Genomic DNA, 20,975 nt, shown 5'->3' on the forward strand with positions numbered 1-20,975 from the left:
TACGCTGGCGGGACCCGTGGGCCCTTTGGCTTTTCAGTCAAGCGTATGCCCGCCTGGACGCGTACCGGCGGCTTCTCGTGTTCAGTAGATGGCGTTGAGGTGGTTGTCCGAGGAAGGGCACGCTGATACCTCTCGGTAGGCATCCTTGTCTGTCGGGATTCAAGGGATCACCACGTGGACACGAAGTCAGCGGTCCGCTTCTCCGTGGAATTTCTGCTGCGGTGGAGCAGGCCACTGTTCGAACACGGCAGGCAATTTCGAGTGTATTCGGAGCGAGAGCGTCGCCGGTTCCTACATGGTCAGGTGCTCGACCAGTTCGGTTCGTGGTCTGCAGGTCCGCGGCGCCGAGCAGGAAGCTGAAGCGGCGCAAGTCCTGGCGTAGCTGGGTGAGGCCGTCGGCGCGGTTCCCGGTGGACTGCGTCAGCGACGTGTCGAGCTCGTCGTGTTGGCCCTCGAGCCACTCCTCGGCGAACTGGAGCAGCTCAGCGGCGTCAGCAGGGTGCAGGTGCACATCGGGCGTAGTCCGCGCTGATGCCGGCGAGCATCGCGAACTCCCGTGCGCCGACGTAGACGGTGTGCTGGCCTTGATGAGTCGGCGGGCTAACTCCCTGCCGAGACCCCATGTTGGCCCTGGCGATCTGTGTTGTCGTCATGGCTCCAGCCTGGCTCGCGCGACATGCTCGTGGCAGTCACCTGTCCTTTCTGGGACTGGCAGAGCCACCCTGGCACTACCCGCTGTCGGCTCGTGGGACCGGTGTTTGTTACAGAACGGGTTGTTTATCCGCCGATGTGATGACTACTGGTGGGTGTACTTGGAGTGCTGAGAGTTAGTTTGTTACCCGTGTACCGGTGATGGATAACACGGACGAGGTGCTCGACAGTGTTGCGCAGGCCACGGCGACGCGGAGGATGAGCGTGTACCGCTTGTTGCCGGCGGGGCCGGTGAATGAGCTGCTTGCGCCGAAAGTCGTGGAGGATGAGGAAGGCACCTTCACGATTGAGCGGGTCGTGGTGGGCCGGGTGCCGGGCACGCTCGTGTATGGCGAGACCGAGACCGCTGAGGTGGAGTGGGCTGAGACCGTTGAGAGGTTGACCGGCGTCGACGTCGAGTTCACCACGACCACCGCGTCGGCCGCTCTGGTGTTGCCGGTCGACGGGGTCAATTACGCGGTGGCGTTCGGGCATGGGCGGCATTATTTGCGCGATGGCAAGATCGATGCCCAGTTCGGCCTCGATATCGCGGTGCGGCTGCTCGACCCGGATGAGATTCGCCGCATCACGCGATGGGCGCTGAGCGCGAAAGCCCGCGTGGACCAGAACAATGTCCCCGGCGGGCAACAGCTGTGGGCATTCGGGCTGCGCGAGCACGCCGAGTTGATCCGGAACTTGACGGGTCGGGTCCGGGTGGAGGTGATGCCACAGATCGCGCACGTCAAACGGCGCGGGCATTACCGCAATTTTCGGCTGAGTTTGACGTGTTCGAACGCGGTGCAGGTTCCGCTCGGCATCGAGGGCGATTCACTGATCGCGGACTTGCGGGAGCTGACCCGTGTGATCGATCAGGTCGCTCCGCACGACCAGCTCACACCGTTGCAGTGGGTGCGCCGCATGCCGGCCGATCACCCGCTGATCGAGGTGCTGGACTCGGCGACAGCCGATCTGCTCGCCGAGCCAGACTCCGCGTCGGGTGAGGTGGGGATCGCGTATCCGGCGCGCTACTACGACGGGCCGGACGTGCAGCGTTACCAAGGGTTCATTGGCGAGGCCACGATCGACACGGAGGATCTGACCATCGAGCATGTGCAGGCAGGAGTGCGGGCGCATGGGCCGGATGAGTACTTGCGCGTCTTGCGCACTGGCCGGATCGACGGGCTGGATGAGGCCGGCCGCAGTCTCGGCGGTGATGTGTCGGCGTTGAACTGGCTCGCCGCGGAGATCATCGACCCGCAGTGCCGCTACATCCTGCTCGATGGCGACTGGTATGAGCTGGGCGACCAGTACCTCGATCACGTGGATCGGGTCGTTACCGAAGCGTTCAGCCGCGCGCCGTCATGGACGTTGCCCCGCTGGCGGGACGCGAAACCGGAGGTGAAACCGGACGGGACGGAGCGCTATGTCGAGGGCAACTACAACCTCCACGTGGCCAAACAGGATCCGCGCTTCCTCTGCTTGGACAAGAAACTGGTGACCAGCCGCGCGCATCCGCATGGGATTGAAGCCTGTGATCTGCTCGGCCCAGCCAATGAATTGGTGCATGTGAAGAAGTTCAGCAGCAAGACGGGATCGTCGGTGCTCAGTCACTTGTTCGCGCAAGGCTTGGTGGCGGTCGAGACTCTGTTGACTCATGCCAAGACCTGGGAGGAGTTTCGCGAGAAGGTTCGTGCACAAGATCCCGCACGCGCGGACGCCTTGGGGGTGAGGCCGGCAGCGTTGGTGTATGCGATCCACCGCTCGGACAAGCCGTTGAACCCCGGCACGTTGTTCACATTCGCCCGCTCGGCGCTGGTGTCGGCGTCGATAGCATTGAATCTGTATGGGATTCCGCTTCAGATTTGCGTCATCCGATGACGGTCAGAGGGTGCGGTTCCAGGCAGTCGGTAGCGGTAGCTCGTGCATCTGCTTGCTCACATTGAGGAAGATCTCGACACAACCCCAGCGCGGACGCGGCGGGCCGCTCGAAGTCGCCGTACCGAAGCGCTGCTGGCGGAGCAGGATGCGAGCCGTTCGAGCGGCCGCGTCGGCGCGGGCCGCGAACGGGACCTATCTGGCCCGGGAGATGGTGGTCAAGGCGCCATCGGGGTCGCCGGAGATCAGTGGTGAGGCCACCAACGGCGCACTGTCGGTCCTGGAGTCTTCGATCCCGCCGGGAACGGCCCGCCGCCGCACGTCCAACCCGAGTCGGACGAGGTGTTTTATGTGCTGTCCGAACGACTGGAATTCCAGGCCGGCGACTCGCGGTTCACCGGCAGGGTAGGGGACGCCGTCTTCGTTCCCACGGCGCCTCCGCAGTGCTTCAAGAACGCCAGCGTGCACGTCGCTCATACTATCTTCGCTTACACCCCGCCGGGTTCGAGAAGTTGTTCCAGGAGGCGGGTGATCCGGCGGAGCCGAACACGCCGATCCCGCAATGGAGTTCTGAAAGGTTCGAACCGGGGCGGTGGCGATCGCTCCCCGTCTCGGCTGGGATGGGCCGAAGACCAAGTAGGAAGCCGTCCGCGTCGAGTATGCGTTGCCGGGAGTGCCATGACACACATCGAGCCCACCCCGTTCCCGGTCACCGACCCGATAGCAGTCTTCGACACCACCGCCTTCGACCTGGACGCGTATCTGTGCCGTATCGACCACCCCCGTGTCGGGCCGTCCCTGGAGGCGCTGCGTTCGCTGCACGCCGCGCACGTGCGGGCCATCCCCTTCGAGAACGTCGATGTGGTGCTGTGCCGGCATCGCGGGATCGAGCTGCCGGCCATCATGGACAAGCTGGTCCGCCGGAACCGCGGCGGCTACTGCTACGAGCATGGCCTGCTGTTCGCCGCCGCGCTGGAGGAGCTTGGGTTCACCGTCCGGCGCAGCTTCGCCAGGGTGTGGCCGGACCAGGAGTGCGGTTCGTGCACCCACATGCTGATGGTGGTGCCCGTCGACGGCGTGGAGTACCTGGCGGACGTCGGCTTCGGCGCCTGGGTGATGCGCCCGACCCCGATGATCGACGGCGCCGAGGTTGACCAGGCCGGCTGGCGGCACCGGATCCGCCGGGACAACGGCCAGTGGCTGGTCGAGAGGCGCGCCGCGGACTGCTGGGCCAAGCTGTACTCGACTCTCGGCCTGCCCGCGCGGCAGATCGATTACGAGGTGTTCCACCACTACATCGCCACCCACCCCGGGTCCCCGTTTACCGGCCAACTGGTGGTGATGCGGTTGGCCGACGGGGTGGGGCGCAAGTTCGTCGGGCGCAAGCTCACCACCGAGTACGCCGACGGCCGTCTCGAGAGTGCCGAGATCAGCACCGACCGGCTCGCCGACACCCTGCACGCGCTGGACGTCGAACTGACCCCGGCCGAGCTGTCAGCACTCCGCGAATTCTATGAGTGCACAAAGAACGCCGAGCTCGAAGGACTGTGATTTTCGTGCATGCGTGTCGTCCATCGGCTTCGACATGGGAGCGTCACCTGGCGTCTGCAGGTCAAGAGGCCGAGTTGCCAGGCTCGATTTGAACCCATTCGGGTGATGGAAGACTCCTGCTGAGGTCACATCCATGAACGAGACGCGGCCTAGGGGCACGTGTCCGGTCGTTGATCACGATAAGGTCGTGAACGGCATGGGTGTCGGTGGTCGACTGATGAGCGGGAGGGCTGCATGGTCGTGCCGCAGGAGGTTCCGCTGGGACCGCGTGATTTCGTGAACCGGGAAGCGGATCTCGCACGGATGGACCGGTTCTGGGGTTCCCGCTCGTCCGGGGTGGCCCAGCTCGGTGTCTGCATCGGCCTGCCGGGCGTGGGGAAGACCGCGTTCATCCGTCGCTGTGTCCAGCGGTTTCGTGATGCCAGAATGTTCTCCGGCGGTGATCTGCATGTCGAGTTCGCGACGGCCGACGGGATCGCGCCCTCGGTGGCGGACGCCCTTGCTTCTTGTTTGCTTGCGTTGGGTGTCGCGAAGGATGTGATGCCATCGACGCTGGCGGAGCGAGCCAACCAGCTACGGAGCATCACGGCGGAGAAGCCGGTGCTGATCGTCCTGGAGGACGTCACCGACGCGGCTCAAGTACTGCCGTTCGTGCCTAACGGGGCGGACAGCGCCGTGCTGGTCACGAGCAGCGCCCAGATGAGCGATCTGCTGGTCGAGGGCGCCGAGGCGATTCGGCTCGCCCCGCTCGACGATGCCAGCGGGGCGCATCTGTTGACCACCTTGGTCGGGGCACGGGCGGAGGCCGAGCCCGAGGCGGTCGGCCGGCTCGTTCTGCTGTGCTCGGGTCTGCCTGTAGCCCTGAAGGTCGCTGCGTCGCGCCTGCTCGCTCGCCCTAATCTGCGTGTGGATGCCCTGGTCGCGCAAATCGACAGCGGCCTTTCGGGATTCGCTGTCGGAGGCAGGGACAAGGTCTCGGCGGTTTTCGCAGTGGCGTACGAGGCGTTGGAGCCGGTCGCCGCCCGGATCTACCGCTTGCTCGGATTGTATCCGGGTCGTGATCTGACGCTGGATACCTTGGCGAGCCTGGCCGGCGTCGGGCAAGAAACGCTGAGCTCCGTGGTGGAGGCACTGATCGAATCAGGCCTGCTCAACGAGGATTCAGACAACCGGCTCTCGCTGCATGCGATGGTCAGGCGGCACGCCCAGCAACTTGCCTACAGCCTGGACGGGGCAGACGAATGCGAGGCCGCGGTACGCCGAGTGGTCACTCACCTGGTCACCGCCGCTGCGTTCGCTGATCTTGCCGTGCTGGGGCCTGGGCGATATCGGGTCGACCCGGATGCGTTGGCCGTCGGACGAAAATCTCCCTTTCCTGATGACGACTCGAAGGGAAAGGCGCTGGCATGGCTTGACCGCGAACGGGGGAATCTGCTGGCAGTACAGCGTGCAGCCGCGGATCTCGGGATGCATGACGAGTCGTGGAGGCTCGCTGAAGCCCTTTCCGCCCTATATGTGACCCGTCGCTATCTGGTGGACTGGACCGAGTCGAGTGATCTCGGCGCGACGTCGGCTCGGTTGACCGGCAATGCACGAGCCGAAGCGCGGCTGCGTAGCTTCGCGTCCCGCGCTTGGACCGATTTGGGTGACCTCGGACGAGCAGGTGAAGAGCTGGTCGACCGAGCCCTTCCGTTGGCCGAAGAGGCGGGGGATACCCGGTTGCTGGCCTCGGTCTGGGAGATGCTGGGCAGATTTCGAGACCACGTCGACCCCGAGGGCGCTGCAGCGGCTTATCAGCGCGCAATTGTCTTGTTCACGCAGGAATTCGATACACGGGGGACGGCCTTCACCTCATTCTTCTTCGGATGCTCTCACCACCGCGCCGGTCGGCTCCAGGAAGCCGAAGACATCCTGCGCACCGCCTTGGCGCAGATCCGCGAAGTCGGCGACCTACGCATGCTGGGAAGGTGTCTCACCGAACTCGGGAACGTGCTGCGAGCGGGTGGACAGGTGAAAGGCGCGCGGCTGGCGCTGGACGAGGCGATCAGAGTTCTTCACAACGATGACCAGCCCTATTACGAGGCGATCGCGCAGGAGAGCCTTCTCGCCGTCGTCAAGGACGACGGCTTGTCGCGGTCCACTTTGCGGACCTTGGCGGATATTCATCAACGCCTGGGCAGCGGGCGGGCCGACGAATTCAGGGAGCGGCTTCGCCTGCTTCAAGGTTCTGCAATGACAGAGTGATCAGTGTCGATACCTGCCCCGCATGCACGAGAACTTGGCGGTCGTAGAGGTCATTTGAAAGCCAGCAGCAGAAGACAGCGGTGCCCGCAAGGCACAGTAGCCGGTAGCCGGTGGCCATACCGATCTCAACGAACCCGCTTCCACGTACCGAGGCGAGACCGCCACGTGCCGTGGCGGCGACGGCCACACGCGCACCCGGATAAACCGCCAAAGTCGCGGTTACCCATCGCCGGGCTTCCGATGGGCTGAGGCTTCCGTCTCTGACGATCACCGCGGCTCGTTCGAGAATTTTCAAGTCGCGTTCGGTCTCATCGGCGACCACATGTGTCTCCCTGCCGGTTCTTTTCGGCAGAACCGCCGCCGGAAATCTGGTCAGGGTCAGCGTGTTGTTCTCGATCGCCACCGTGTCCACCACATGAGAGGTGATCGGACGAAGGTCAGGTTTCGGGAGGGGAAACCGTTGCGGTGACGACGTGTTCGACGGCGGTGTGAGCTCGAGTCGCCGGTAGATCAAGCTCCGCAGGTTGATGTCCGCTTCGGCGGTGTGGGCGAATACGCGGCTGGTGATGTGTCCGAACTGGCCGCGGCGGAAGGTGCTGCGGCACCGTTCGAGTTGCGCTTCGAGCGACGTGTTCCTATCGAGTTTCGCGGTCGCCCCCAGCAGCTCGTCCGGAGGCGAGCCGACGACGATTTCTGTGGAGGCGCCGGCGTGCAGGATCGGCTTGTCGAGAGCGGCGGCGAACAGTCCGAGCGAGCCGTGATCGGTGATCACCTGGTCGGCGGCCACCAGGGCTGCCTGCCAACCCGAATCCGGCGGCAGGAGCACCAGACCTGAAGCCAGTGCGGACGAATACCACGACAAAAGCTGCGCACGTCCGTAAAAAGACCACACGTTCGGATGAACCGCAACGCACACCTGATAGCGGTCGACCGGAAGCTGCGCCAGTAGTTCAGAGGGCAGGGATTGCCACCTGCCCAGCAAGGAATCCGGTCTCCAGGTCGAGGCCAGCATGACCAACGTACGTCCTTCGGTTTTGAACGCCTCGCGGTAGCGTTCACGTAGGTCCCGGCTCGACAGCAACCGCGCGAGTGTTGGATCACCGACTATCTCGGTGTGCTCTTCGCTGGCTGGACTGGCCGACGACAACTGCTGTCGTTGCTCCTGATGGGAGAGGACCACCGTTGCTCTACCGGCTTCCAAAACCCACTCTGGCGGAAGTCCGGCCAGCCGTGTTCCGCCGCTGTTGCTATCGGGTACGAACTTATTGAAACCCAAGCCGTGTGGCAGAACGACGGTGTGCTTCGACACGTCTTGGAAATCGATGTTCTCACTCGCAGACAGCACCAGATCGTAGGCGATCTCGTTCGCGCGGACGGCCTGCCAGGGAATCAGCCGGACGCCGGCCTGCCGAAGCACGTCCTCGACGCCGTCGCTGAATGCCGACGTGTCGTTGACCGTGAACAGCAGTCTGACACGAAAGTCGTCGCGGAACAGCGGCCATGCATCGATCAGCCGGTACGCCGAGGTCAGCGTGCGGGCAACGACAAGGACTGTGCGGTCACATCGGAACGTACCCCCGGCTCCCGGCTCCCGGCTCCCGGCTCCCGGCTCCCGGCTCCCGGCTCCCGGCTCCCGGCTCCCGGCTCCCGGCTCCCGGCTCCCGGCTCCCGGCTATTGTCTGATTGTAGCATGTTGATTACTCAGCGTCGCCTTCGGCTGAGGTGATTCTCCGTTCTGATCGCAGTCGGCCATCTGGAGCATAGTCACAGGTGAGTGGCCCTTGGGCTTGCTCGCCAGTGACTTCGCTCAACACTTTCGATGCCACGACGAAGTCGGACTCGATATCGCAACACTCGAACGCGAACATTTTTCGGTGCAGTCGCGGCTGGTCTGCACCACAACGACGGTTTTGGGTGACAAAGCTTCATGTCTCGGTGAAGTTAGGCTCTATTGCCACAAGAGTGGATGATAATGCGGAGAGCGAGCGTTATTCTTGGTTCAGGTCGTCGCGCGCGTATGAGGGAGATCGGGGCATTGTTGCTGTTCAGGAGGGACGGTTGGCGACACGTGGGACTTCGAACCGCGTAGGCAGGGCGGCGAGCGGGATCGCGTAATGGTCATCTGCAACAGGTGATCGGGCATGTCTCGATTGTCTTGCGGATATGCGCTCGTCCTGGGCCGCTGAAGGGGCAGATTTGATGCAGGAATCAGTCGAACGCGACGATGTCGCGAGGGTGCTTCGATCCTTGGAGGCAGCGCGGGCCGAACGCGCGCGGCTGGGCGATCTGGGGCGATGGAGCGAAGCCGATGAAGCCGCCTTGAGTACTCTGCGTGATGTTCTTTCGGCCGCTTCTCCCGGGATCGCCGGGCCAGATCTCGGAGGGCTGGTTTATGTCGCGGGTAGCCCTCGGCCGGGGAGTCGCCGGTCGCGTCGGAACCGGTGTGCGGTTCCGGCTGAGCGGATGACCGCGACCTGCGCAATGCTGCTGGTCAATCGTGGCTGTGAGCCGGAGGCCGTGGTCGGGATGGCTCATAGGGCGCTGAAATCCTACGGCTGGCGCGATTTGGGTACCTTCTGGTACTCCGTTCTCGCGCTCGCGTACGTGGGTGACTGGGACGCCGCGCGAAGCTACCTTGACCGGGCGATGGCACGGTCCGGGTGGGACGCTTCACATCCGCACGGCTCCGCGCTGACGGTGCTTCGAGCCCGGGTCGCGGGTCTGAGCGGCGAGCCGGCGGCGGCATGGCAGTTGCTCGACGGTGCACTCAAGCGGGGCGTGTTCCCGCAGTTCGCTGAGGTCGCGGTGGCCTGGGCGATCAATGCTCTTGTAGATCTCGGCGAACTCGAGCGAGCGGACGATCTCCTGCTCGCCCAAGATTTCGGACGTGCTTTGGACAGCGTCATCGATCGCGCCGAAGTGTTCGCGGCTCGCGGTGCCTTGCACGAAGCCGCGGGACGTCCGCAGGTGGCCTACGAGGACTTCGCTGCTTCGGGGCGTGAACTCGCTGGTTTAGGTGTGACGAATCCCGCGGTGATCGCATGGCGGTCGCAGGCGGCCCTGTGCGCCGCCGTGACCGAGCGGCGAAGTATCGCTCTTTCGTTGGCGAATGAAGAGCTCTTCCATGCGCGGCGATGGGGAACGCCTCAGGCGATCGGTACTGCCCTGCGCGCGGTCGCCCTGGTAGCCGAGGAAGGCCGCGATATCGAGCTGCTCGAGGAGGCGGTCGGCCTGCTGGACCGCGGTGACGCACGGAGCACGCTGATGCGCGCCCAGTACGAACTCGCGATCAAGCATGGCCTGCGAGCTCACGATGAAGAAGGGCGGACAGCGCTTCAGGCCTCGCGGGACGCGGCGGTGTCGATGGGCAGCAAGGTTTGGGTGAGTCGGATAGACGAAGTGACACGACGGTGGGCTGTCGCGGACGCCGAAGGAAAACTGACGTCGCAGGAACTCAAGGTGATGAACCTGGCCCGGGCCGGGCTGGGCAACAAGGAGATCGCCAGCCGGCTGCACCTCGTCAACAGCACCGTGGAGTTCCACCTCTCGAACGTCTATCGGAAGCTGGGGATCTCCGGTCGAAACGAGTTGCGCTCGATCATGGTTCCCGTTCTCTGACAGTTCTCGGTCTCGCCCTACTGTCGACGCGACGCGCCGTTGATGACTAACCACATGTCCAGTGCGACATACTGGACATGTCGAACCTTCTAAGCGTGTGTAGACGGGCAGACAATTTGGACGGTTGTTCCCGGATATGTAACCGTGTTCCTCGGTGCGGGTTGTAGCGTGGAAATCCTGGCGCGCCACGTGGGGCAGTGCTGAACACCCGCGAGTGCGGCGGTGTGAACAGGAGGACGTCGATGGCCATCACCGAGCACGTGGATCTGTCGAAATTCATGGCCGGCTTGCAGAAGCGCAACCCAGGGCAGCCAGAGTTCGTGCAGGCTGTCCAGGAAGTCGCGGAAGACATTTTCGAGTTCATTAAGGACAAGAGTGTCTATCACGAATACCAGATTCTTCGTCGATTGGCGGAACCCGACCGGGTGATCAGTTTTCGGGTGTGCTGGGAGGACGATGAGGGCAACATCCGGGTGCAGCGCGGCTGGCGAGTGCAGAACAACAATGCGATCGGCCCGTACAAGGGTGGGATCCGCTTTCATTCCGCAGTCGATGAGAGCACTCTGAAGTTCCTGGCCTTCGAACAGACCTTCAAGAATGCGCTGACCGGTTTGCCGATGGGTGGGGCCAAGGGTGGGGCGAACTTCAACCCGAGAGGAAAGAGTGATCACGAGGTAATGAGGTTCTGTCAGAGCTTCATGACCGAATTGTACCGCCATGTGGGCGCAGACGTCGACGTGCCGGCCGGAGACATCGGTGTCGGAGCCAGGGAGATCGGTTACATGTTCGGTCAGCACAAGCGCATCACGAACAGCTTCACCGGTGTCCTCACCGGAAAGGGTGTCGAGTACGGCGGGTCGCTGATCCGTACCGAAGCCACGGGGTATGGGACCGGATATTTCCTCGCCGACATGCTGAAGACGAGAGGACTGCAACTCGACGGACACACTGTTGTCATCTCAGGATCTGGCAATGTCGCGATCCATGCCGCGGAAAAGATCACTCAGTTGGGCGGGCTTGTCGTCACTCTGTCCGACAGTGGGGGTTTCATCCATGACCCCAAGGGAATCGATGCGGGGAAGCTCGCCTGGGTAAAGTCCCAAAAGACGCGGAAGCGAGGAAGGATTTCCGATTACGTAAGGGAATTTCCTGAGGCCGAGTTTATCGCGGGACGTCCCCCATGGTGCGTGCCCTGTGATATCGCCGTGCCGTGCGCCACGCAGAACGAGTTGACCGGCGACGATGCGCGCGTTCTGCTCGGCAACGGTTGTCTTGCCGTGGCAGAAGGCTCGAACATGCCGTGCACGCTGGAAGCGGCACATCTGTTCAAAGCCGCTGAGATCCTCTATGCACCCGGAAAAGCGGCCAATGCGGGCGGAGTTGCCGTTTCCGGGCTGGAGATCAGCCAGAACGTGGCGCGGATGTCGTGGAAGCAGAACGAAGTCGAGCAGTTGCTGGTAGGCATCATGTCGGAAATCCATGACCGCTGCGTAGAGTACGGCCGAAGAGCAGGTACAAACCATATCGACTATGTCCGAGGTGCGAACGTAGCCGGATTCAAGAAGGTGGCCGACGCCATGCTCGCCTTCGGAGTGGTTTGATTCGCCGCGGACCACGGACCGTCCAGAGCGGGGGCGTGGGCGTCGGCGCTGCATCCGTGGGGGCACTGCGGTCTCTTGTCGGGGCATGAGTACAGACCGGGGTATCGTTTACCTGCTGAAATCGACACGCCATGTCATCTTTATTGCCTGAAATTGCCCGATCTCTTCTCTTTAGGTCTCACGTCCTTGACCTGGTGTCGCCTGCTGGGTAAGGCTTTGGATCTTGGTAAGGAAATTAGTTCCCTTGTGAACGGAGCCAGTCATCCATACGTGTTGATGGCGTAGGGGACTCCAGGGATCTGGAGTCCAAGGGTAAAGGGAGAAGAGCATGTTCGATAAACGAGTGGTATCTGTCGTCGTTCTCATCGCAGCGGGAGCCTTGTCGCTCGCTGCGTGTGGTTCTGAAGCTCCGGTACCTGCTCAGGCACAGAAACCGGCCGGGCAGCAGAGCGGAGACTCGGGCGCGGTTGCAGCCTTAGTGTCCGGGACGGCGAAGGCGAACAACGCACCGCCGAGGACGGGTGACTGGGCGACCGGATCCGATGGAACGCCGAACACCGCGGACCAGGGTGTTGCCCGGAAGTGGGTGCAGCTCAAGGCGGACGACGCAGGTTCGCTCGGCCCGGTCGTCGTCAACGGTGCTGGGCTGACGCTCTACCGGTTCGACAAAGACGCGGCCGAGCCCTCGAAATCGACGTGCAACGGTGAATGCGCCAAGACGTGGCCGCCGGTACTCGTGACCTCGGGAAGCAAGATCTTCGTTGCCGGTGTCAAGAAGTCCGTAGTGGGCACGGTGCAGCGTGACGACGGCACGCGGCAAGTGACCATCGGCGGTTGGCCCGTCTACCGATTCGCGAAGGACACCAAGCCCGGCGAGACGAAGGGGCAGGGCGTCGGCGGAATCTGGTTCGGTGTCGCCCCGAGCGGGCAGAAGGCGGCAGCGCGAGGCGCGTCAGCCGGAGAACCGGCGCCACAAACGCAGTCTGCGCCCGAGGATCGGCAAAGTGCGACCAGTGCCATCCTCTTCGATGGCAAGAACTTCAGTGACAACGAAGCTTCGCAGGGCGTCTCGGGGAACGGCTGCAAGAACGTCGCTCGCCCGCACGTGACATCGTCGATCTCGACCGACGGCTCCTTGAAGCTGTGGAGCGAGAAGGACTGCAAAGGCAGGGCTGTGGTCATCACCGGTGACGTCGCGGATCTCGCGGCGGTCGAGTTCGACAACGGTGTGGCTTCGGTCTTTTTCGGTTGAGTAGACAGGGGTGAACTGTGGGCTTCCTCAAGGACGGTAGCCATGAGCGATGGCGAGGTTTCTCTGAGTAGATCTCCGGACTGGGGCAGAGACGTGCGACGGCGCCGAAATCTGCCCGATGGTCGGCATGAATGGCCCGCGAGACCATAGCCCTCCGTGGTGACATGCTGGCAATCTTTGACCTACCTAACGGGAAGCCGACGTGGAGATCCCGTCCGAACGATTCCTGGAGGCGTTACATGCGGCCGGTTAGCGCGATTCACGAGGCCGGAGGCGACCTGTCGACGGCAACCGAGTACCTGGACTTGATGGCTTTCAAGCGTACGAGTTTCAGGTTTCAGGTGCATCAGAAATACCGGGTCAGCAGTGAGAAGGCGGCCTTCAAGGAGTTCAGGGAGAAAGGTGCGTTCGAAGTCACACCGGACGACCCCAGGTTGGCTCGTCAGAGGCAGCAACTCAGTGGTGGCCGGGTGCTGCAGCGGGTTCAGGTGGTGGTTCCTCCAGTGTCTTCCTATCTGCGATTCTCCTTTGCCTACTTCGACCATTTCGCGCGTGCAGGCGAGGATCTTCGGATCCTTGATGCCTCGAAGGTGCCCCTTGACGGCCTGCCCAACTACGACTTCGTCCTGCTGGACGACGAGGTCGTCGTCAAGCTCCGTCACAGGGACGGTTACGCGATCGGAAGGGAGCTGCTGACGAACGTGGATATCGGGCATTTCCGCGCATACCGGGACCTTGCACTGAGTGCCGCGGTTCCGTTCGCCGAATACCAGGCGCAGGTAATGGGCTGAGACGCGAAACCGGCGCTCGGATCGAATGCTCAACGGAGCTATGTCCGATAGTCCCAGGGCAGGCTCGTACTTCGGCCGACCCGCGTGCAGCGCGTCAGGCGCTGCTCGCGGGTCGGTTTCGGGGCACAAACGGTTGACCGCTGCGCTGCTGGCCATGCCATGCGTCAAGGCGTGACCGTCGACGCGAATGTTTGCCCGGCCGACGAACTGCCCGGCGGCGGTGTCATCTAGGGGAATCCGGCTTCATCCCAACGGACGCCACGCTTCGTGGCTTGGACTTCGACTGGTCGCGCGCGGTGACGACAATTCCGCAAGCCGTTCCCGCGGTATCTCAGATCGGCCTCAGGCGCTGGCCGGGCACGCCGTGGCATTGACGTCGTCTATCACGGCTGTTGCGAACCTCCTGAGTACGGTGCTGTCCACGGCTGTGGACAGCACCGGCTGAGAAACAGGCCTGGCCTGAGCGTTTAGAGATCGTGAAGTCTGCCCTTGCATTCTTCACCTCAAGGGCGCCGAACGCAGGGAGGACGCCGTGGAACCGGTACGTGTTGCGGTGCAGGCAGCCGACTTGATCGTGCAGATCGGGCTCATGAGCTTCTTGCGGACCCGCCCCGAGCTTGTTGTGGTCGACCAGGAAGAGTTGACCGAGCGGGATGTGCTGGTCGTCCACGTCGATCGGATGACCCCGCAGACGGTGGGCGATTTGCGGGGCAACGGAACTCGCGCGGCCGTCTCCAAGGTTCTGGTGGCTGGTGAGCTGCGAGAGAACGACATCCTGACCGCGGTCGAGTGCCGGGTTGTGGCAGTGCTCCCCCGTGCTCAGACGTCGGGTGATCGCCTCGTCGAGACCATTGTTTCGGTCGCGCCTGGACGGGGGCTCCTGCCGGCTGACCTGCTCGGACAGTTGCTCGACAGTGTGCGGCGGCTGCAGCACGAAGTGCTTCTGCCGCGCGGCCTCGGCTCCGCCGGACTGGCACCACGTGAAGTCGACGTGCTGCGGCTGATGGCGGAGGGGTACGACACCGCGGAAATCGCGAGCAAGCTGTGCTACTCAGAGCGAACTGTGAAGAACGTCATTTACGGGTTGACCAACCGGCTGAACCTACGGAACCGACCGCACGCGGTCGCTTATGCGATGCGCGCCGGAGTGATCTAGTGCGATCCGGCTTGGCCATGACCGGAGGCGAAGATCAAATCGACTGCAAGGCACGTACGAGGGATCGTGGTACGGCCGAATGCACGGTGCAGCACCGAACACCTCTCCCGCTCGGTGCCGGGAGCTCGGAGGTATTGGGCGGCTTCGGGGTCCCTGCCGCGGCCGCAGACCGGCTTTGAGACGCCACCGTGCATCAGCGCGGCCGGGCCTGGCTCGCGAAGTCCATGGAACGTAACGACACGCCTCTCTTCGGAGACAGTATCCGGCCCCGTCCATGTGGCGGCCGGTATTTTGTGGCCGCTCGCCGAGCGGTGTGGAGCACGGTCCACACCGCTGCCGGCCGCAGAGCGCAGAGGTGGTGGACGAGCAGATCGAAAGCGAATCCGACGTCTTCCATATGACATTCGGGCGCGGCGATGGCGTGGTCGATCCGTCGCGACGCGGAGCAGTGGTCGCGTTCGATCGCCTTGATGCGGTTCCTCGTCCGCGAGAGCGTCATGGTGGGGATGCGGGGTCTTCTGCCTTGTCCGCCCGATGTCGCCGCGGTTGAAGTCCGCCAGCAGTGAGCGTCGCCTCTCTCGCCAGATCAGCGGGGTCTCCGGTGAGTCGTTGCCTTCCAGCAGGTCTATCGCCTGCCCGGTATCGCCTCGGCGGAGCAGGATCATCGCCGCCAGATGCCGCATCTCGGCCGCCCGGTCCGGATCACGGCTTATGAGCATCGCTTCCTTTGCGAGCTCAAGAGGTTCTTGATCAAGGAGGCACAGAACGAGGACGTACGCGGCCAGCAGCACTTCACGGCGTGGATCGTCGGAAGGACACTCGTCGGACACCTGGTGCAGCAGCATCGCGGCGATCGAGGGCGCGCGGTTCGACAACGACTCGTGGTTCTCGGTCAGCCAGCTGATCACCCAATCGTCCACTGCGGCGGGTACCGCGACGAGTTGCCGTGCGACCTGCTCCACTCCCGAACCTGTCTCCGCCAGTGCTTCGGCGGCACGGCGATGCCAGCTTGCGCGCACGTTCTTCGGGATTTCGTTGTACAGCGTCCAGCGAAGCATGGGATGCCGGAACGCCAGATGTGTCTCGGTGTCGACGATGATTCGCGTTTCCATCACGTGTTCGAACACACCGAGCAGATCGGAGGGCATCTTGTCCATCGTCGCCGCGATCTGCGCCAGGCCGAACTCGGCCCCCAGCACCGCTGCCCTGCGGAGGGTCTCTCTGGTGAGCTCGTCCGCGAGATCCAGCGTTCGAACCACAGCGCCGATAAGGGATTCGGGCGCCTTTGCTGCGGTGCCGTTACGCACATTCGCGATTCCATCGGTGACTTCGATGGACTGCTCCCGCGCCAGCGCTCCGATTACCTCGCGAAGGTAGAGCGGATTGCCGGCGGCTTTGGGAACGAGCGAGCGTAGCTCCTCGCCAGGACGTGCTCCGACGAGGTCACCTATCAAGTCTTCGGCGTCCGAATCTGCCAGCGGGGCCAGAGTGATCACCTCGAGGCCGCGTGATTCGGCAGCACGCCGCGCCTTGGCCAGTTCTTCCCACCGCGGCACCGGGCGGGATGCCGCGATCAGCAATAACGGGAGCTGCCGAGCGGCCACAGAAATCCGGTTCCACACGAGCACGCTAGCCTCGTCGGCCCAGTGGAGATCGTCGATGATCATGACCAGGGGTGCGGTGGCGCAAAGCCGGTCGACGTAGGCGAGCACCCGATCCGCGGTCGAGGTCACCGGGTCGACGTCTTCCAGCGCCCTCCGGGCCGTGGCTTCGCCGGCGTCCATGCCGAGACAATCCATGATCGTCTGCAGCGGGAACTGCTGCCCAGGCTCACTCGGTGCGGTCCAGGCGACGTGGCATCCGCGTTCGCCGATGTCCGCCAGCGCGGCCATGAGGAGGTCCGATTTGCCGATGCCGGGTTCGCCCTCGATCCACGTCGTCCTGCCGTGTCCTTTGAGGACATCGTCGACCAGTTGCCGTAGCTCGGCGATCTCCTTTTCGCGTCCACGACAGAGATGCAGCGAGGTTCGCCGGTCCTCGATCGTGTGGGCGACATGGTCGGGGAGAACGGAAAGCAGTTTGTCGGAGGGGCGCTCATCCGCCGGTGCCGGGATCAGGGCCGGGTCATTGGTCAAGATCTGCCGGTGAACCTCGACGAGTGCCGGCCCTGGTGTGATACCCAGTTCGTTCCGTAGAACTTCGCGGGCGTTTCGAAAGGCGTCCAAGGCCTCCGTGGTGCGGCCCTCGCGATGCAAGGTGATCATCAGCGACTGCCACAACGACTCGCGTAGCGGATGCTTTCGGACCAAGACGGTCAGATCCGGGACGAGATCTTCGTGAGAGCCCAGTTCCAGAAGGTAGGCCGCACGCATCTCCAGCGCGAGAATTCGTCGTTCGGCAAGCCTTGTGCGCAGCGATTCCGCATAGGGACCTGGAACACCGGAGAGAGCTTCTCCGCTCCACAGGGCGAGTGCTCGGTCGAGAGTCTCGACACCGCCGCCGACGTTGCCATCTTGCCGACACGAACGGGCGGTGTCGCATAGTTGTTCGAACTCGTGGACATCGAGAGCGTCGTTGTCCAGCCGGAGAAGGTATCCGGACGCGTCCGAGACCAGGAGGCCGCCGGTCGACCATCGGGTCCGGCTCGGGTCCAGGATCTGGCGCAGTCCCGAGATATACGTGTGCACACTGCCGCTCGCGCTGGCGGGCGCGGTGGCACCCCACACCGCTTGAATGAGCTCGGCCATGGTCATCGGCTGTGTCGTCGCCCGCGTGGCCAACGCGGCGAACACCGCACGCTGGCGTGCCGGACCGAGATCGAGCTCGTTGTCACCGCGCCAAGCACGTAATGAGCCGAGCGCCTCGACTCGCAGCCGGTCGGCCGTCATTCGCATACCCTTTGCCATTTGGTCTTGACCCGCTGTTTCGCTCGCTGGGCGTCGAGCACGGCACCGAGTTCGTCATAGCCGTTCAAGGCTGCGTGCAACGCCGCCGCGGCTTTGACCGGTTTGCCGCCTTTGGCGAAGAGAGCTGCGGCGTCTTCCATGGCTTGTGCCTCGCCGAACCGGTTACCGGACATACGCAGGCGAGCGGCCGCCGTGAGCGCGGTGAACGGGTCGTCATCCAGAAGCGCCCTGCACCGGAGCGCCGCCGCTTCCTGACCGGGGGTTCGTTCGCAGAGCATGGTCGCGAGTTTGGCGTGGTCGTGCTCGTTCAGTTCGACGGCGAGCCGCACCAGGCCGGGCATCCAAGGGCAGACCACCCCGTCATCGAACTCGAGCATGCTCGCGAGCAAACCGAAGGCGACCGCCTTCCGGTTCTGCATCTCGGCGAGCATGGCATTGGTCGCGAGCATGAAGTCCGTGCCGTCGGTGCCGAACTCGCCGGCAGGAGCCAACGCCCAAACGGACATCAAATGGGTGCGGGCGTCATGCGGTTGCCCACGGTGCGCGGCGATCATCGCCGCGACACCGCTGAGCTGCCGTAACGCCATGGGTCGACCGAGCGAGTGTCGCGCGAGCGTCGCCCCGCCGCCGAGCCGGCGCGTCAGTTCTTCCAACGGGGTGTCCCAGCGGCCGAGCCAGTATGACTCCGTGGCGCAGGATCTCGTCCTTCTCGGTTGAGCGGGGATCGGTGAGCGAGGTTCATCCGTCGTGCAGGTGGGCCACCAGCCGACCCGTACCCGGGACAGCAGAGCCTCGTGCATGGTCCGCCAGTCCGCCGGCGTGCTGTTGTCGTGGAGCGCCTCTCTGATCCCCTTCGATGCCTGGCCGGTGTTGCCGCGCAGCAGGCGCGAGTAGGCGAGGAGCCAGCGCATCTCGGCCACCACGGCGGGGTTCTTCGCCCGCACGGCGACCCTGCCGGCCTCGATGGTGAGGTCTCGGTCGAGCCAGAGCATGATCCGCGCCGTTGCGATCTCGAAGACTTCGCGAAGGTCCAAGGGGACGGTGCCCGAGGTCGCCACCCGCTGAAGCAAGCGCATGGTGGCAAGGGGAGCGCGGGGTGCGAGGTGGTACACCTCACGTGCCAGCCACTCACAGAACCATTTGTCGATCGGGAGCGGGGCGGCGAGAAGCTGGGCAGCCACGCATTCCACCGGGGCGCTCGCGTCGGCGAGCGCCTTTGCCAGCTGCCGGTGCAGCGCAAGGCGGATCGCCGTGGGGGTCCTGGCGTAAAGCGCCTCCCGGACCACGGGATGCCGGAAGGCGAGCTTGCCTCGCGTGCGGACCACCAAGCCCATTGCCTCGACTTCCCCGAGGACGTGGTCGAACTCGACGGCGGGACGTCCCAGCGTCGCGGCGAGGTCGTCACGGGTGAAGGACTTGTCCAGAAAGGCCGCCCAACGGAGTAACTCCGATGCGGCGGTGGACAGGAAGCCCAGCCGACGGTTGACGGCCTCCAACGCCGCCTGCGGGATCGCAGGCCTGTCTCCGGCGAGCTCCGGGTCCGGTTGTTCAGTCCCGTCGAACGCACGGACGATGTCCCGGATGAAGAGGGGGTTACCCGCGGCGGTTCGTGCGAGTTCGACAAGGGCCGGCCCGGGGGCCGTCCCCGTCAGCCCGGTGAGCAGGTCGTTCACTTCGCGCTCGGAAAGCGGGCTCAGTTTGTGTACGTGTGTGCCCGTTGTCGCGATCTTGGCGCGCAGCTCATTGAGCCGATGATCGCCGGGCACGGACCGGCAAGCACCGATCAACAGCAGCGGCGTCTCGGCGCATTCAGAGGCCAGCCGATACCAGGCTTCCAGGCAGGCGGGGGCCGCCCACTGCAGGTTGTCCAGCACGAGGACCATGGGACGTTCTCGACAGAAGTTCACGATGAGATCGACGACCAGCTCGACCGCGTTGGCGATGGCTTCATCGTTGTCGGGAGAGATATGCCGTGTGGCGAGCGCCACATCGCGCCGACGGGGGTCGGGCGAGCTAGCCGTGATGTCCAGGCTGTCGAAGATGGGCTGGAGTGGGATCCGCCGGCTCAGCTCATCCGCACTGGCCTTGGCGAGGCCACAGTTCGTCGCGTTCGCGAGTCCGGCGGAGATCAGTTCGGACTTGCCGATGCCAGGTCCACCCTCAAACCACAAGGAGCTCCCGCGCCCCTCATCCAGGCGGCTCACCGCCGACTTGATGGCCGTCAGCTCGCGGCTTCGGCCGAAGAACAGCGTTTGCCGTTCTACCCGTGCCACGACCGAAGAGCGCGGGACGTTGGTCAGTGCCCGCCACAGTGCTGGGTCGTCGGCCTTGATCTGCTCGTAGCGTGTCGTCAGGTCGAGCCCGGGCTCCATACCGAGTTCATCGATGGTGGTGGTGCGGAGTCCCTCGAATACCCGCAGGGCTTCCTCTCGCTGGCCACACCGGTAGAGAGCGAGCAGATGGAGACTCTGCAGCCCTTCACGCATCGGATGGACCGCGGCGACAGAGCCCAGCTCATCGAGCACCTTCCGGTGGTCACCCGCATCGATCATGATCTTGGCGCGTCGTTCGATGACATCAAGCCGGAGCTCGCGCAGCCGTTCACGTTGGTTGGTGGCGAAGGGGCCGGGCAGTCCGGCCATCGGCTCGTCTCGAAAGAGGCCGAGTGCGCTGTCCAGGGCGGCGAGCGCACCGGGAACGTCATCCCCGCGCTGGTACAGCCGAGCTCGTTCGCGGAGGTTTTCGAACCGGACGACGTCGATCGATTCGGCGTCCACCCGTAGGCAATAGCCCGATCCGGTCGAAGCCAGGACCTCGGCCGCTTCGCGCCGGGTACGGTCGGGATCGAGTGCCGACCGGAGTGACGAGACGTAGGTGTAGATGCTGCCATTGGCGCTGGCCGGCGCCTTCTCTCCCCAAATGGCGTCGATCAGCTCCGACCGGGTGACGACCTGGTTCGCCTGCAACGCGAGTACGGCGAGCAACGTCCTGCGCTGTGCCGACCCCAACACGATCTCTTGGCCTCCGCGCCAGGCACGGACCGGGCCGAAGAGGTCAAGCTGCAAACGCATTATCACCTCCGCGGACACTGCTCGGTACCACAGGTGGTCCTCTCCGGACAGGCTCTCCGGATCAGTTGGCCGTCCTGATCACCTGAATGGTCATGGATGGCCTCGCTCAATGATCCGTCGGCTACGTGGCGTATGCGCAGTACCAGGTGAGATACTGTGGTTGGCCCATAGGTTGTAGACGCTCGTCAGACGGACCAGCGCGAGCACGTCCTGGCGCACC

Annotated in this window: 11 protein-coding genes and 1 pseudogene; 9 read left to right on the forward strand and 3 right to left on the reverse strand. The window is 64.0% G+C overall.

The annotated features are described in order from the left end of the window. Positions 1–852: 852 nt before the first annotated feature. The 4 genes and pseudogenes from ACIBTM_RS41845 to ACIBTM_RS41860 all read left to right on the forward strand — a co-directional run bounded on the left by ACIBTM_RS41845 (position 853) and on the right by ACIBTM_RS41860 (position 6,360). Positions 853–2,568 (forward strand): DUF6119 family protein, encoded by a 1,716-nt coding sequence (locus tag ACIBTM_RS41845; RefSeq protein WP_395882682.1) that lies wholly within the window; start codon positions 853–855, stop codon positions 2,566–2,568. A gap of 339 nt (positions 2,569–2,907) precedes the next feature. After that, positions 2,908–2,976: pseudogene (locus ACIBTM_RS41850) on the forward strand (hypothetical protein); the annotation flags it as partial. 267 nt (positions 2,977–3,243) lie between these two features. Next, positions 3,244–4,116 (forward strand): arylamine N-acetyltransferase, encoded by an 873-nt coding sequence (locus ACIBTM_RS41855; RefSeq protein WP_395882728.1) that lies wholly within the window; start codon positions 3,244–3,246, stop codon positions 4,114–4,116. Positions 4,117–4,350: 234 nt separating this feature from the next. Further along, positions 4,351–6,360: an NB-ARC domain-containing protein gene (locus ACIBTM_RS41860; protein WP_395882683.1), complete on the forward strand. Its 2,010-nt coding sequence runs from the start codon at positions 4,351–4,353 to the stop codon at positions 6,358–6,360. Here ACIBTM_RS41860 and ACIBTM_RS41865 read toward each other — a convergent pair. Further along, positions 6,314–7,777 (reverse strand): hypothetical protein, encoded by a 1,464-nt coding sequence (locus tag ACIBTM_RS41865; RefSeq protein ID WP_395882684.1) that lies wholly within the window; start codon positions 7,775–7,777, stop codon positions 6,314–6,316. The two genes, ACIBTM_RS41860 and ACIBTM_RS41865, sit on opposite strands and share 47 nt — an antisense overlap. Before the next feature lie 1,046 nt (positions 7,778–8,823). Here ACIBTM_RS41865 and ACIBTM_RS41870 point away from each other — a divergent pair. The 5 genes from ACIBTM_RS41870 (at position 8,824) to ACIBTM_RS41890 (ending at position 14,778) form a co-directional block, all read left to right on the forward strand. Continuing rightward, positions 8,824–9,978, forward strand: a complete 1,155-nt coding sequence (locus ACIBTM_RS41870; protein ID WP_395882685.1) for a LuxR C-terminal-related transcriptional regulator — start codon at positions 8,824–8,826, stop codon at positions 9,976–9,978. 242 nt (positions 9,979–10,220) lie between these two features. Beyond that, positions 10,221–11,579 carry an NADP-specific glutamate dehydrogenase gene (gene gdhA, locus ACIBTM_RS41875; protein WP_395882686.1) on the forward strand — a complete coding sequence of 453 codons (1,359 nt, stop codon included), beginning with the start codon at positions 10,221–10,223 and terminating at the stop codon, positions 11,577–11,579. Between the two features lie 328 nt (positions 11,580–11,907). Further along, positions 11,908–12,831 carry a hypothetical protein gene (locus ACIBTM_RS41880; protein WP_395882687.1) on the forward strand — a complete coding sequence of 308 codons (924 nt, stop codon included), beginning with the start codon at positions 11,908–11,910 and terminating at the stop codon, positions 12,829–12,831. 131 nt (positions 12,832–12,962) lie between these two features. Next, the gene (locus ACIBTM_RS41885) at positions 12,963–13,622 is read left to right on the forward strand and encodes a DUF6879 family protein (protein WP_395882688.1); all 660 of its coding nucleotides are present in this window, start codon (positions 12,963–12,965) and stop codon (positions 13,620–13,622) included. A 532-nt stretch (positions 13,623–14,154) separates the two neighbouring features. After that, positions 14,155–14,778, forward strand: a complete 624-nt coding sequence (locus ACIBTM_RS41890) for a LuxR C-terminal-related transcriptional regulator (protein WP_395882689.1) — start codon at positions 14,155–14,157, stop codon at positions 14,776–14,778. On the opposite strand, the gene ACIBTM_RS41895 is transcribed toward ACIBTM_RS41890, so the two are convergent. Then, the gene (locus ACIBTM_RS41895; protein WP_395882690.1) at positions 14,775–17,666 is read right to left on the reverse strand and encodes a BTAD domain-containing putative transcriptional regulator; all 2,892 of its coding nucleotides are present in this window, start codon (positions 17,664–17,666) and stop codon (positions 14,775–14,777) included. The genes ACIBTM_RS41890 and ACIBTM_RS41895 overlap by 4 nt on opposite strands. Beyond that, entirely contained in the window at positions 17,663–20,755 is a 3,093-nt protein-coding gene (locus ACIBTM_RS41900; RefSeq protein ID WP_395882691.1) for a BTAD domain-containing putative transcriptional regulator, read from the reverse strand. The genes ACIBTM_RS41895 and ACIBTM_RS41900 overlap by 4 nt, the downstream gene beginning before the upstream one ends. Positions 20,756–20,975: the final 220 nt, after the last annotated feature.

Source organism: Amycolatopsis sp. NPDC049868, assembly GCF_044461365.1.
In the GTDB taxonomy this organism is placed as follows: domain Bacteria; phylum Actinomycetota; class Actinomycetes; order Mycobacteriales; family Pseudonocardiaceae; genus Amycolatopsis.

Excerpts from the sequence above, each read along its gene's own strand:
- ACIBTM_RS41845 (WP_395882682.1), top strand. The coding sequence starts at position 853 with ATGGATAACACGGACGAGGTGCTCGACAGTGTTGCGCAGGCCACGGCG.
- ACIBTM_RS41855 (WP_395882728.1), top strand. The coding sequence starts at position 3,244 with ATGACACACATCGAGCCCACCCCGTTCCCGGTCACCGACCCGATAGCA.
- ACIBTM_RS41860 (WP_395882683.1), top strand. The coding sequence starts at position 4,351 with ATGGTCGTGCCGCAGGAGGTTCCGCTGGGACCGCGTGATTTCGTGAAC.
- ACIBTM_RS41870 (WP_395882685.1), top strand. The coding sequence starts at position 8,824 with ATGACCGCGACCTGCGCAATGCTGCTGGTCAATCGTGGCTGTGAGCCG.
- gdhA (WP_395882686.1), top strand. The coding sequence starts at position 10,221 with ATGGCCATCACCGAGCACGTGGATCTGTCGAAATTCATGGCCGGCTTG.
- ACIBTM_RS41880 (WP_395882687.1), top strand. The coding sequence starts at position 11,908 with ATGTTCGATAAACGAGTGGTATCTGTCGTCGTTCTCATCGCAGCGGGA.
- ACIBTM_RS41885 (WP_395882688.1), top strand. The coding sequence starts at position 12,963 with ATGGCCCGCGAGACCATAGCCCTCCGTGGTGACATGCTGGCAATCTTT.
- ACIBTM_RS41895 (WP_395882690.1), bottom strand. The coding sequence starts at position 17,666 with ATGACGGCCGACCGGCTGCGAGTCGAGGCGCTCGGCTCATTACGTGCT.
- ACIBTM_RS41900 (WP_395882691.1), bottom strand. The coding sequence starts at position 20,755 with ATGCGTTTGCAGCTTGACCTCTTCGGCCCGGTCCGTGCCTGGCGCGGA.